The sequence below is a fragment of the Shewanella colwelliana genome, from assembly GCF_001735525.1.
Classification (GTDB): domain Bacteria; phylum Pseudomonadota; class Gammaproteobacteria; order Enterobacterales; family Shewanellaceae; genus Shewanella; species Shewanella colwelliana.
This window is the reverse complement of the sequence record NZ_MCBT01000030.1, coordinates 104,237-116,564: the sequence shown is the minus strand read 5'-3', so window position 1 is coordinate 116,564 and position 12,328 is coordinate 104,237. Positions and strand designations below refer to the sequence as shown.

10 protein-coding genes are annotated in these 12,328 nt (G+C 46.6%); 1 reads left to right on the top strand and 9 read right to left on the bottom strand.

Translation table 11 applies throughout. The features are described from left to right. The first annotated feature begins 72 nt into the window (after positions 1 to 72). Positions 73 to 1,250, top strand: a protein-coding gene (locus BEL05_RS10570) for an IS3 family transposase (RefSeq protein WP_139151798.1) whose coding sequence is annotated in 2 segments (ribosomal slippage) — positions 73 to 340 and positions 340 to 1,250 — 1,179 coding nt in all. Because the reading frame shifts where the segments join, the coding sequence is not laid out codon by codon here. A gap of 171 nt (positions 1,251 to 1,421) precedes the next feature. On the opposite strand, the gene BEL05_RS10565 is transcribed toward BEL05_RS10570, so the two are convergent. The 9 genes from BEL05_RS10565 to BEL05_RS10525 all read right to left on the bottom strand — a co-directional run bounded on the left by BEL05_RS10565 (position 1,422) and on the right by BEL05_RS10525 (position 12,328). After that, positions 1,422 to 2,414, bottom strand: a complete 993-nt coding sequence (locus tag BEL05_RS10565; protein ID WP_028763400.1) for a formate dehydrogenase subunit gamma — start codon at positions 2,412 to 2,414, stop codon at positions 1,422 to 1,424. A 71-nt stretch (positions 2,415 to 2,485) separates the two neighbouring features. Next, positions 2,486 to 3,055, bottom strand: coding sequence for a formate dehydrogenase FDH3 subunit beta (fdh3B, locus tag BEL05_RS10560; RefSeq protein ID WP_028763401.1), 570 nt, complete (start codon positions 3,053 to 3,055; stop codon positions 2,486 to 2,488). A gap of 20 nt (positions 3,056 to 3,075) precedes the next feature. Next, positions 3,076 to 5,931: a molybdopterin-dependent oxidoreductase gene (locus tag BEL05_RS10555; RefSeq protein WP_028763402.1), complete on the bottom strand. Its 2,856-nt coding sequence runs from the start codon at positions 5,929 to 5,931 to the stop codon at positions 3,076 to 3,078. 17 nt (positions 5,932 to 5,948) lie between these two features. Beyond that, positions 5,949 to 6,146 carry a twin-arginine translocation signal domain-containing protein gene (locus tag BEL05_RS10550; protein ID WP_028763403.1) on the bottom strand — a complete coding sequence of 66 codons (198 nt, stop codon included), beginning with the start codon at positions 6,144 to 6,146 and terminating at the stop codon, positions 5,949 to 5,951. A 544-nt stretch (positions 6,147 to 6,690) separates the two neighbouring features. Next, the gene (locus BEL05_RS10545; RefSeq protein WP_028763404.1) at positions 6,691 to 7,704 is read right to left on the bottom strand and encodes a formate dehydrogenase subunit gamma; all 1,014 of its coding nucleotides are present in this window, start codon (positions 7,702 to 7,704) and stop codon (positions 6,691 to 6,693) included. A gap of 50 nt (positions 7,705 to 7,754) precedes the next feature. Next, complete coding sequence (gene fdh3B / locus BEL05_RS10540) at positions 7,755 to 8,345, bottom strand: formate dehydrogenase FDH3 subunit beta (protein WP_028763405.1); 591 nt, start codon at positions 8,343 to 8,345, stop codon at positions 7,755 to 7,757. Between the two features lie 27 nt (positions 8,346 to 8,372). Then, positions 8,373 to 11,222 (bottom strand): formate dehydrogenase subunit alpha, encoded by a 2,850-nt coding sequence (locus tag BEL05_RS10535; protein ID WP_028763406.1) that lies wholly within the window; start codon positions 11,220 to 11,222, stop codon positions 8,373 to 8,375. 66 nt (positions 11,223 to 11,288) lie between these two features. Continuing rightward, positions 11,289 to 11,489 carry a twin-arginine translocation signal domain-containing protein gene (locus tag BEL05_RS10530; RefSeq protein ID WP_028763407.1) on the bottom strand — a complete coding sequence of 67 codons (201 nt, stop codon included), beginning with the start codon at positions 11,487 to 11,489 and terminating at the stop codon, positions 11,289 to 11,291. Between the two features lie 173 nt (positions 11,490 to 11,662). Then, the gene (locus tag BEL05_RS10525; RefSeq protein WP_028763408.1) at positions 11,663 to 12,328 is read right to left on the bottom strand and encodes a TorD/DmsD family molecular chaperone; all 666 of its coding nucleotides are present in this window, start codon (positions 12,326 to 12,328) and stop codon (positions 11,663 to 11,665) included.

Genomic DNA, 12,328 nt, shown 5'->3' with positions numbered 1-12,328 from the left:
TGTAGTGGTACGGTGAATTTGGCCACCTAGTTAGAGGTGATATCATCACCTCATAAGTTAACAGGTGACACTATGAAAAAACGTACAAGAAGACTTTTTAGCGCAGAGTTCAAACTTGAATCAGCTCAATTAGTGCTAGATCAAAATTACTCAATTGTTGAAGCTGCTCAAGCCATGAGTGTAGGCAAATCAACCATGGATAAATGGGTTCGACAATTAAGAGAAGAGCGACAAGGTAAGCAACCTAAAGCATCACCTATATCACCAGAACAAATTGAAATTCGAGAGTTAAAAAAGCAACTCGCTCGCCTCCAAGAGCACAACGAAATATTAAAAAAGGCCACAGCTCTGTTGATGTCGGACTCACTGAACAATTCTTAATAATTGAGAAACTCAGGCAGAGCTACAGCATAAAAACATTATGCGAAGTGTTCAGTATTCATCGTAGTAGTTACAAATATTGGAAAAAGCGGCCAACAACCATTAATGCCGATAAAGTTAAACTTCGGAGCCTAGTTAGCGAAGTACACACTGCAAGTAATGGGTCGGCTGGTGCTAGAACCATTGCAGATATGGTTAGCCAGCAAGGTGTCTTGCTAAGCCGCTATCGTGCCACTAAGTTGATGAAAGAGCTTGGTATAGTTAGCTGTCAGGTTCCTAAGCACAAATACCGAAAAGGCACGCTAGAACATATTGAAACCCCTAATCACCTAGGTCGACAATTCGCAGTTACAGCTCCGAATGAAGTCTGGGTTGGTGATGTCACCTACGTGTGGGCTGGTAACCGCTGGATGTACTTAGCTGTTGTGATTGATCTATTCGCCCGTAAAGTGATTGGCTGGGCTATGTCATTATCACCTGATAGCCGTTTAACTGGCAAAGCGCTTACGATGGCCTATGAAGGTCGTGGTAAACCTAAAGATGTTATGTTCCATAGCGATCAAGGGACTCACTATACAAGCAGAAAATATCGACAACTTTTATGGCGATACCAGCTCAAACAAAGTTTATCTCGACGTGGGAATTGTTGGGATAATAGTCCAATGGAACGCTTTTTTAGGAGCCTTAAGACAGAATGGATACCAACAACAGGGTATCGTAATTTTACAGAAGCTCAGAACGAAATTACACGATACATAATTGGATATTACTGCCAGCTTCGTCCACATCAATATAACGGCGGACTGACGCCCAATGAATCGGAACGATTGTTCTGGTTAAACTCTAAGATCGTGGCCAATATTAGTTGACCACTACAACCCAACACCTTAACGACCAATATTTTGAGCTTAGTATATAACTCGCGAGATTGGCGTGGCGCATTGCCAACAGTAGGGATAAAAAAACACCTCGCCAGTTGCCCAGCGAGGTGTTTCATTTCGTAGCTCGTAGCTCGTAGCTCGTAGCTCGTAGCTTAAAGATTACTCTTTATACTTAAGCGTACCGTTCTCTTTGATCTCGTCAAACCAAAGGTTATGGTGCTGGCTTGCCCATGTCTCATCACAGTAACCAGAAACCATACACTCCATACCACCTTCAGACATCACTGTCGCCATGAAGATATGCACAATAGAGAATGCGGTAATAATGATGGCACTGACTGAGTGAAGCACTAAAGCGATTAGGCTTAAGGTACGGCTAGGCTCGAACAAGTTCGGGAATAGCAGCAACATACCTGAGGCTGAGATCACTAGACCAAATGCAGCAAACGCCCAGAACCATAGTTTCTCACCAGCGTTAGCAAAACCTGCATCGGGGTGCTTACCTTTAAATGGACCGAAGTTAATGTAACCACCAACAACCAACATCCACTTCAAGTCGTACATCTTCGGCAACTGATTCTTAGCCCAAAGGGTTGTCATCAATGCCCAACCAATCATGAACGGAATAGCCATGAAGTCATGCACTTGCTTAGCACCATAGACAAATCCAGCCCAGATGCCTTCACTGATATATGGCTGGAAGAAAAAACGTCCTGCTAACAAAGTGAGACCAGTTAAGATCAACAGCAAACAAGGAATCGCGCCAAGCCAATGGATCGACACGTCGAATTTCGACCAGCGATACACTAACTTGCCCGAGAAACCACCGTGTAGCTTAGAGATTCCATTCACTTTGATAAACAACACAAAGATGATGATCATCCCAAACAGCGCAGCCATCAGAGCTGGTGCCAACCAGTCACTGCGTAACTCCAGTACTCGCAAGTCGTAGCTATTGATAGGCTGATTATGAAACTCACCATGAGAAGTGGTTTCGCCCGTTGCGCCAGCTTGCAATTGCGCCCAAATTTGGCCTTCTGTTGCGCCATGACTATGGTCAGTCGCGCCATCGTGTGCAAATGACAGCGCACTGAATGTCGTGCCAATCACTAACGCGAGAATCACGCTAAATTGTTTGAACCATTTGTTCATATTACATCCTTATCGTCCACACCGTCCCTAAGGTACGGCGTGGATTAATGTGGCGTTATACAAGTTGGGATTTAGCCCCAAATCGCATTTTTTGAACCACGGTATGCAACACGCTCACGGAAGATGTTTGAGATAACCTCAGCATCACCAGCAAGTAGCGACTTAGTCGCACACAGTTCAGCACACATAGGCAGCTTACCTTCAGCGATACGGTTTGAACCGTACTTCTGACGCTCTGCATCTGAATGGTTCTCTTCAGGACCACCCGCACAGAAAGTACATTTGTCCATCTTACCTCGGCTACCAAAAGCACCCTTTTTAGGGAACTGAGGCGCGCCAAACGGACAAGCGTAAAGGCAGTAACCACAACCGATACAGGTATCTTTATTGTGCAACGTTAAGCCATCTTCTGTCTTATAGAAGCAGTTTGCAGGGCAAACTGCTTGGCAAGGCGCATCAGTACAATGCATACATGCCACAGAGATTGACGCTTCACCAGGCATACCATCATTAATGGTCACCACGCGGCGGCGTTGAATACCCCACTCAAGAGCGGAATCGTTTTCGTTCTTACATGCAGTGACACAGCCGTTACATTCGATGCAGCGCTTGGTGTCACATAAAAATTTCATTGTAGCCATGTTGGCAATTCTCCCAGTACTTAGGCTTTAGTGATCTGACAAAGCGAAGCTTTAGTCTCTTGCATCTGCGTCACAGGGTCATAACCGTAAGTTAAGGCCGTGTTCGCAGACTCACCAATCACATAAGGCACTGTACCTTCTGGATAGTTCTTCTCTAGGCTTTCACCGTGCATCACACCCGCAAAGTGGTATGGCATCCAAGTAACACCTGGTTTCACACGTGGAGTCACCATAGCTTGGATCTTAATACGACCACCTTCCGCACCCTCTAGCCATACAGTGTCACCATTACGGATACCACGGTCAGCCGCATCAGCAGGGTTAATTTCAACAAACATCTCTTGTTGAAGCTCTGCTAGCCAAGGGTTAGAGCGCGACTCTTCACCACCACCCTCATACTCAACCAGACGACCAGAAGTCAGGCCTAGTGGGTACTTAGCTGTGTTGTCATTCTGCTGAATTGACTTGTACAGCGTTGGTAGGCGATGCACTTGCATGTCATCATAGGTTGGGTACTTAGATACAAGATCACGACGTGGCGTATAAAGCGGCTCACGATGCACAGGCACTTGATCAGGGAAAGTCCAAACAATACAACGTGCTTTAGCGTTACCAAATGGAATACAACCGTGCTTCATTGCCACACGTTGGATACCACCAGAGATATCGGTCTTCCAGTTTTTGCCTTCAGCCTCTGCTTTCTCAGCGGCCGTTAGCTCGTCCCACCAACCAAGTTGCTTAAGCATGTCAGCGCTGAATTCTGGGTAACCGTCTTGGATTTCAGCACCTTTAGAGAAGCTACCTTCAGCCAATAGGTTCTTACCTTTGTACTCAACACCATAACGGGCACGGAAGTTACCACCGCCCTCAAGCACGTGCTTGTGTGTGTTATACAGGATCTGTGTACCCGGGTGTTTCTGCTCAGGTGTGCCCCAGCATGGCCAAGGTAGACCATAGGTTTCACCTTTCGCAGGACCACCTTCAGCTTCAAGTGTCTTATTGCTGAAAGTACCCCAGTTTTGGGTGTGTAGCTTCAAACGCTCAGGGCTTTGGCCTGACATACCAATGGTCCACATACCGCGGTTGATTTCGCGAGTAATGTCTTCAATGACCAACATATCTTTGGCATCTTTGGCGATACGCTTGGTATATTCGTCAGCAAAACCAAGCTTTTGAGAAAGACGATACATGATCTCAAGGTCAGTCTTAGATTCAAATAATGGCTCGATAACCTTCTCACGCCACTGCTGGCTACGACCAGAGTTAGATACTGAACCTTCAGTTTCGAACTGGGTTGCCGCAGGCAATAAATACACACCGTCTTTACGGTTGTGCATAACACCAGCCATAGTTGGGAACGGATCCACAACAACTACAGTGTCCATCTTGTCTAGTGCTTCACGCACATCACGCTGACGAGTTTCAGTGTTAACTGACTGACCCCAGAAGAACGCCATACGAACGCGATCTTTCTGCGCTAGCTTTTCAGGTGTCTCAAGTACACCATCGTGCCAACGTGAACACGGAATACCAGGAGTGTTCATCGGTACACGGCCAAGGTAGCTGTTTTGATCAAAGCGGCCTTTAACCCAATTTAAGTCAAGATCCCACACGTGGCTCCAGTGCGTCCAAGCGCCTGAAGTCAAGCCGTAGTAGCCAGGAAGATTATCAAACAGTAGACCTAAATCCGTTGCGCCCTGTACGTTATCGTGACCACGGAAAATGTTTGTTCCGCCACCTTTAACGCCCATATTACCCAGAGCAAGCTGCAGGATACAGTAAGCACGCGTGTTGGCGTTACCAACGTGATGCTGAGTACCACCCATACACCATACAACGGTACCAGGACGATTTTCAGCCATTAACTTCGCCGCTTGGTAAACGTCTTCTTCGCTCACGCCAGTGATGTCCGCAACCTCTTTAGGTGGGAACTTCTTCACTTCCTCGCGTATAGATTCCATTTCAAATACACGCTGCTCGATAAAGGCTTTATCTTCCCAGCCATTTTCGAAAATATGCCAAAGCATACCGTAGATGAACGGAATATCAGTACCTGGACGCAGTGCACAGTGGTGATCAGCGTGTGCAGCAGTACGAGAGAAGCGTGGATCAACAACGATGATCTTAGCGTTGTTTTTCTCTTTCGCGATCAGAATATGCTGCATCGCCACTGGATGCGCTTCAGCTGGGTTCGCCCCAATGAAGAAGATGGCATTAGCATTTTGAATGTCGTTGAAAGAGTTAGTTTGCGCACCATAGCCCCAAGTGTTTGCAACACCGGCTACCGTGGTAGAGTGACAAATACGTGCTGAGTGGTCGACGTTGTTAGTGCCCCACATAGCCGCAAATTTACGATACATGTAGCAACCTTCGTTAGAAAACTTAGCGCTACCCATAAAGTAAAGTGAATCTGGACCCGACTCTTGACGGATATCTAACATCTTGTCGCCTACTTCGCTAAAAGCTTGCTCCCAAGAAATTTTCTTCCACTTACCGCCTTCTAGCTTCATTGGGTATTTTAGACGCTTCTCGCCGTGACCATGTTCACGAAGGGCTGCACCTTTCGCACAGTGACCACCAGCATTAAACGGATGGTCAAATGCAGGCTCTTGTCCCGTCCAAACACCGTTTTGAACTTCAGCATAAAGGCCACAACCTACCGCACATGCACTACATACGGTGCGCTTGATCTCAGTTGGTGCATTATGTGGAATATCTTTGGCTTCGGCGCGACGCATCATGCCTGTACCAAGAAGAGAAGCCGCTGCAATACCACCAGATGTGATACCTGCATGCTTCATAAATTGACGACGGCTAATCCCAAGTGTTTGCTTAGCAACGACTGGGGCCTCATTTGATTTGCGAGTTAACTTCATCGCTGGAATTCTCCTAATTAGCTACGCAGGCTGTTGTAATAACTGCGGATATGAGCAGTTTCATGGTAGCCATCAGTGTTTTTTACACTGGTCTTATTTTCTGTTGCATTAGCAACACTAACACCGCTTGCGGCAATGGCCACACCGGCCGTACCACCTATGGTGAGTGCTTTCAGCAATGATCTACGATTGAGATCGGGCTGTTGCTTTTTCATTCTTGCTCCTAGTGAAATTAGGAAGATTCATAGAGTAGGGATGGTTTTATTCAAATTGGTTAGCAATACACTCGTTGCACGAATGTTGAACGCAGGTATCAATTTGGTAAAATCTGTATATTTATTAAAAACATCCAATTAATTACCCGTGCAATATAAGCAAGTTGTGCTTAGGAAAAATTGATCTGAATCGGGTTCATTAGTCAACAAAAGTGAATAGAATCCCAAAGTGTTAAGCCAGTCATATTTATTGAATTAAAACACCTCAACACTCACATTAAATCAGCGGATTTTCCTCTGAGAGATGTAACAAATTTGTATCACTAAATAATTGAAAAATAGCGATAACAGTTATCATTAAGCGATATAAGACTTGGGCAAAAGAGGGCTTAAGGGCGGAAATGTTAGCGCCTAAAAGGAACACCGTGTCGGTGAGATAATGTAAGAAGCTTAGTGGTAATAAAAAGCACCTCGATGGTTACCCAACGAGGTGCTTTATCAAGCGGTTTCTGCTGCTCTAGCTGGGTTAGCTAAAGTGAAAGAATTACTCTTTATATTGCAAGGTACCGTTTTCTTTGATCTCGTCATACCAAAGGTTATGGTGTTGTACAGCCCAGTTTTCATCACAGTAACCAGACTTCATACACTCCATACCACCTTCACTTAACACGGTGGCCATCCAGATATGAACAATAGTAAAGGCAATTAGAATAATCGCGCTAATACCATGAATAAGCAGCGCCGCCATAGAGGCTTCACGAGGAAGGTCTAAAGCAGGTAAAACCAACATGATGCCAGACACACTAATAAACAGACCGAAGAATGTCAGTGTCCAGAACCACATTTTCTCACCAGCATTGGCGAAACCACTGTCTGGGTGCTTGCCTTTAAATGGGCCAAAGTTGATGTAACCACCAACGACTAAGAACCATTTCAGATCATACATCTTAAAGGTTTGCAGCGGCATCCATTTAACCACACACAATGCCCACGAGATGATGAACAGCGGACCCACATAATCATGGATAGTCTTACTACCGTAGATCAACGATGCCCAAATACCTGTGCCCACATAAGGTTGCAGTACATGCTTACCTAACATGATATTTAGACCGGTAAAGATCAATGCCATGCAAGATATCGCAAGTAGCCAGTGAAGCCAGATATCGGCTTTAGTCCAACGCAACACCATCTTGCCAGAGAAACCGTGGCTTAACTTTGATGGACCATTGACCAAGAAAAACAGTAAAAACGCACCGAAAACACCGACAACCGCCAGTGCCATTGCAGGCGTTAAATACTCATTTTTAATGTTTGTGCCTTCAATAGCAGACACATTGATCAACACACCACCTTCAACACCCTTTTCAGTAGTGTATCCAGATTCCCCAGACTGAACGGCTCTCCACAAATCGGCATCGCTAGTTGTCGCGGTAGCCATCTGCTGGCTGGTTTGATCGTCAACGGCGTATGCCGTGGCGCTCAAGCCTAACCCCATTGCAAGAATGAGAGGCAGTGCCAACACAGTGAATAGGCTGCGCAGTGATTTTAATAACATAGTCACTCCTTTACAGACGATGAACCCAAGGGCTCATCGTCCTATTCACTTTAGGCGCCTGTCTTTGGGGTGTAACCCCAAATCGCATTAGGGTTACCACGTGCAGCAATACGCTCACGGTAGATGCCAGAAACAATCTCTGCATCACCAGCAAGCAGTGCTTTGGTTGAACAAAGCTCTGCACACATAGGCAACTTACCTTCAGCTAAACGGTTTGCACCATACTTCTGACGTTCTGCTTCAGAGAAGGTCTCTTCTGGGCCACCAGCACAGAAAGTACACTTATCCATCTTGCCACGGCTACCAAAAGCGCCCTTTTTAGGGAACTGAGGCGCGCCGAATGGGCAAGCGTAGAGGCAGTAACCACAACCGATACAGGTATCTTTATTGTGTAGTGTTAAGCCGTCTTCAGTCTTGTAGAAGCAGTTTGCAGGGCAAACGGCTTGGCAAGGGGCATCAGTACAGTGCATACATGCCACTGAGATAGATGCTTCACCAGGCTGACCATCATTAATGGTCACTACGCGGCGACGTTGAATACCCCACTCAAGAGCGGAATCGTTTTCGTTCTTACAAGCTGTGACGCAACCGTTACACTCGATGCAGCGTTTGGTGTCACATAGAAATTTCATGACTGCCATAATGGCTTATCTCCTCATCAAGTTCAGTTAGGCTTTGGTGATCTGACACAAGCTAGACTTAGTCTCTTGCATCTGCGTCACAACGTCATAGCCATAGGTCAATACGGTATTGGCTGATTCACCAATGACGTATGGAACCGTGCCTTCTGGATAGCTCTTCTCAAGGCTTTGACCTTCGAAGACACCAGCGAAGTGGTATGGCATGAAACATTCACCTGCGATAACACGTGGTGTAACCATGGCCTGAACCTTGATCTTGGCACCTTCAGGGCTGTGAACCCAAACCGTATCACCATCACGTAGACCACGATCTGCCGCATCGGCAGGGTTGATCTCGATGAACATCTCTTGCTGAAGTTCTGCTAGCCATGGGTTAGAACGAGTTTCTTCACCACCACCTTCATATTCAACAAGACGACCAGAGGTCAGCGCAATAGGGAAGTCTTTGGCGAAATCCTGATCCTGAATAGACTTGTACAGGGTAGGAAGACGCGCAACCATACGGTCATCATAAGTTGGGTACTTAGCCACCAAGTCACGACGAGGCGTATAAAGTGGCTCACGATGCACAGGGATATCATCAGGGAAGTTCCATACAATACAACGCGCTTTAGCGTTACCGTAAGGAATACAGCCATGATTAATCGCCACACGCTGAATACCACCTGAGATATCAGTCTTCCAGTTTTTGCCTTCAGCAGCCGCTTTCTCTTCAGCAGTTAGGTCATCCCACCAGCCAAGCTGCTTAAGCATCTTGTCGGTAAACTCTGGGTAACCATCTTTGATTTCACTGCCCTTAGAGTAAGAGCCTTCAGCCAAAATGTTGTTACCTTCGTGCTCAACACCATAACGTGCACGGAAGTTACCACCACCGTATTTCACTTCACGACCTGTGCGATACAGAATTTGCGTGCCAGGATGCTTCATCTCTGGTGTGCCCCAACATGGCCAAGGCAGACCGTAGGTTTCACCTTTAGCTGGGCCGCCTGGTGCTTCAAGCGATTTAATGTCGAATGTGCCCCAGTTTTCTTGGTGCATCTTCAGACGCTCAGGGCTCTGGCCTGTGTAACCAATGGTCCACATACCTTTGTTGAACTCACGAGTAATGTCTTCAACTAATGGCTCATCACCATTGACCTGAATATGCTTACAGAACTCTTTCTCGATGCCCCACTTCTTAGCTAGCTTGTACATGATCACATGGTCAGGCTTAGACTCAAATAGTGGTTCAATCACCTGTGTACGCCACTGTAGTGAACGGTTAGAAGCCGATACTGAACCGTAGGTTTCAAACTGAGTTGAAGCCGGTAGCAGATATACACCATCGGTACGGGTGTGCATAACACCTGCCATCGTTGGGAATGGATCCACAACCACTACCGTGTCCATCTTGTTCAATGCTTCACGCACTTCACGACCACGGGTTTCGGTGTTAACAGACTGACCCCAGAAGAATGACATACGAATGTTATCTTTCTGCGCAATCTTAGACTTATCTTCTAACACACCATCATGCCAACGAGAACATGGGATACCTGTAGAGGTCATTGGATCTTGACCAAGGTATTGTGCTTGGTCGAAACGGGCTTTAACCCATTCGTAGTCCAAGTCCCATACGTTACACCAGTGCTTCCAAGATCCTGTCTTGAGGCCATAGTAACCCGGTAGTGTGTCAAACAGCAGACCAAAGTCCGTTGCACCCTGCACGTTATCGTGACCACGGAAGATGTTAGTACCACCACCAGCAACACCCATATTACCTAGGGCAAGCTGCAGGATACAGTAAGCACGGGTATTGGCGTTACCAACGTGATGCTGAGTACCACCCATACACCAAACAACCGTACCAGGCTTAGTTTCGGCAAGCATTTTAGCTACGCGATACATCTGCTCTGGCGGTACACCAACCACATTTTCAACTTCGGCTGGCGTCCATTTAGCAGCGGCTTCGCGGATGCGTTCCATACCGTAAACACGCTGATCGATGAAGCTCTGATCTTCCCACTTGTTTTCAAAAATGTGCCACAGTAGACCATAGATATAAGGAATATCTGTACCAGGGCGAATATGCACGAACTCATCAGCTTTAGCTGCAGTTCGGGTGAAACGAGGGTCGACGACGATAATCTTCGCGCCACGCTCTTTACCTTCCAAGATATGCTGCATTGAAACAGGATGTGCTTCTGATGGGTTAGACCCAATGAACATCATCGCTTTTGCGTTACGAATATCGTTGAAAGAGTTGGTTTGCGCACCATAACCCCAAGTGTTTGCAACACCGGCTACAGTGGTAGAGTGACAAATACGCGCTGAGTGGTCGACATTGTTGGTGCCCCACATTGCTGCGAATTTACGGTACATGTAAGCTTGCTCGTTAGAGAACTTTGCACTACCCATGAAGAATACAGAGTCAGGACCCGATTCAGCACGGATATCGAGTGCTTTTTGGCCAACTTCTTCAATGGCTTGTTCCCAAGAGAGACGCTTCCACTTGCCGCCTTCCAGTTTCATTGGATACTTAAGACGCTTCTCACCATGACCGTGTTCACGCAGTGCTGCACCTTTTGCACAGTGGCCACCAGCGTTAAATGGATGATCGAAAGCAGGTTCTTGACCTGTCCATACACCATTTTGAACTTCAGCATAGATACCACAGCCCACAGAACAGTGAGAACAGATAGTACGTTTTACTTCAGTTGGCGCATCATGAGGAACTTCTTTTGCTTCTGCTTTACGCATCATACCAGCGCCAAGCATAGAGGCCGCGGCAATACCACCAGTAGCAAGACCTGCTGTCTGAAGGAACTGACGACGGTTTAGACCTAGGACGGGCTTTTTAGCAGCTTCTGCCTGGTCTGTTTTGCGGGTTAATCGCATCACACACTCTCCTAATATTATTGAATTACTGCGTAATTACCGATTCATAAACCACTAACAAGCGGCTTACTTGGTACGTAACGACGCGTAATAACTACGAATATGATCCGTCTCGTGGTAGCCATCACCATGTGCTGTATCTTTAGCAGGTGTTGGCGTAGCAGCCATTGCCTGGCCACTAACAGTGGCCACTGCACCAGCAGCGCTACCCACAGCCAATGCCTTTAGCAATTGACGACGACCCATATCGGAAGCTTGCTTCTTCATAGTGTCTCCTAATTTTTATACTTAATTTGAGTCGCTACTTTAATCATCTCGGTTAACAGAAACTCGGTTTCGGTTAATCTTAAAGTGGCAACCCGACTATGATTGAGGGCGAACCCTCAAGTTTTGCTACGCCAGCTCATACAACGAGCTGGCACAAAGCGTAAACCTTCAACCTATGACGCGAGTTCACTGGTTGTCGGTTCAATCTTTTCCGATTCACTGCCAGGGCAGTTCACCGGAATATTTAAACTCAGTTGTTCAAACTCGTTGGCTTCAATGACAAAAAACGCCTTAGCCAGCTGTGCAACGGTGGCATAAAATGCCGCACTTGGTGCTCGGCCTAAATGGTCACAGAAACGATCAATCCAGCTACCAATATGACGCTGGTAAAAAGCCAACTGGCGATAACCTGGCGCCTCTAAAATTAAGGTACCCATGACTTCGCACAGCGCGGCGACATGATCTTCTGGCTCTTTCACTTCATCGGTACGTTCAAAGCCCAACTGCATCAGGTCCTGACGCAGTAACGCTAATGGCTTATCCATCAACGACCCAGTCATAAACCAACTGCCGTAAGGTAAAATCTCACCACTGCCGACACCTAAGAAGATGCTGAAATACTCATCTTCTAGTTGATCACTAGTGAATTGCCCTGCCGCTAATTTCAGCGCCGACCAAGCTTTAGTGATCTCGCTGTCATCATCGACATCAATTTCAAGGCTTGAAAGGAACTGCAATAATTCAGCGCTTGGCTGGCTGCGTAGTAGCGCCGCCAAAAGCTGGTAGATATCGGCTCTTAACTGATCGTTTTCTGATACTTCTCTTACTAATTCGGTCAT

Coding starts and splice junctions, on each gene's coding strand:
- BEL05_RS10530 (WP_028763407.1), bottom strand. CDS start 11,489: ATGAAGAAGCAAGCTTCCGATATGGGTCGTCGTCAATTGCTAAAGGCA.
- BEL05_RS10525 (WP_028763408.1), bottom strand. CDS start 12,328: ATGACCGAATTAGTAAGAGAAGTATCAGAAAACGATCAGTTAAGAGCC.
- BEL05_RS10555 (WP_028763402.1), bottom strand. CDS start 5,931: ATGAAGTTAACTCGCAAATCAAATGAGGCCCCAGTCGTTGCTAAGCAA.
- fdh3B (WP_028763405.1), bottom strand. CDS start 8,345: ATGGCAGTCATGAAATTTCTATGTGACACCAAACGCTGCATCGAGTGT.
- BEL05_RS10545 (WP_028763404.1), bottom strand. CDS start 7,704: ATGTTATTAAAATCACTGCGCAGCCTATTCACTGTGTTGGCACTGCCT.
- BEL05_RS10535 (WP_028763406.1), bottom strand. CDS start 11,222: ATGCGATTAACCCGCAAAACAGACCAGGCAGAAGCTGCTAAAAAGCCC.
- BEL05_RS10550 (WP_028763403.1), bottom strand. CDS start 6,146: ATGAAAAAGCAACAGCCCGATCTCAATCGTAGATCATTGCTGAAAGCA.
- BEL05_RS10565 (WP_028763400.1), bottom strand. CDS start 2,414: ATGAACAAATGGTTCAAACAATTTAGCGTGATTCTCGCGTTAGTGATT.
- fdh3B (WP_028763401.1), bottom strand. CDS start 3,055: ATGGCTACAATGAAATTTTTATGTGACACCAAGCGCTGCATCGAATGT.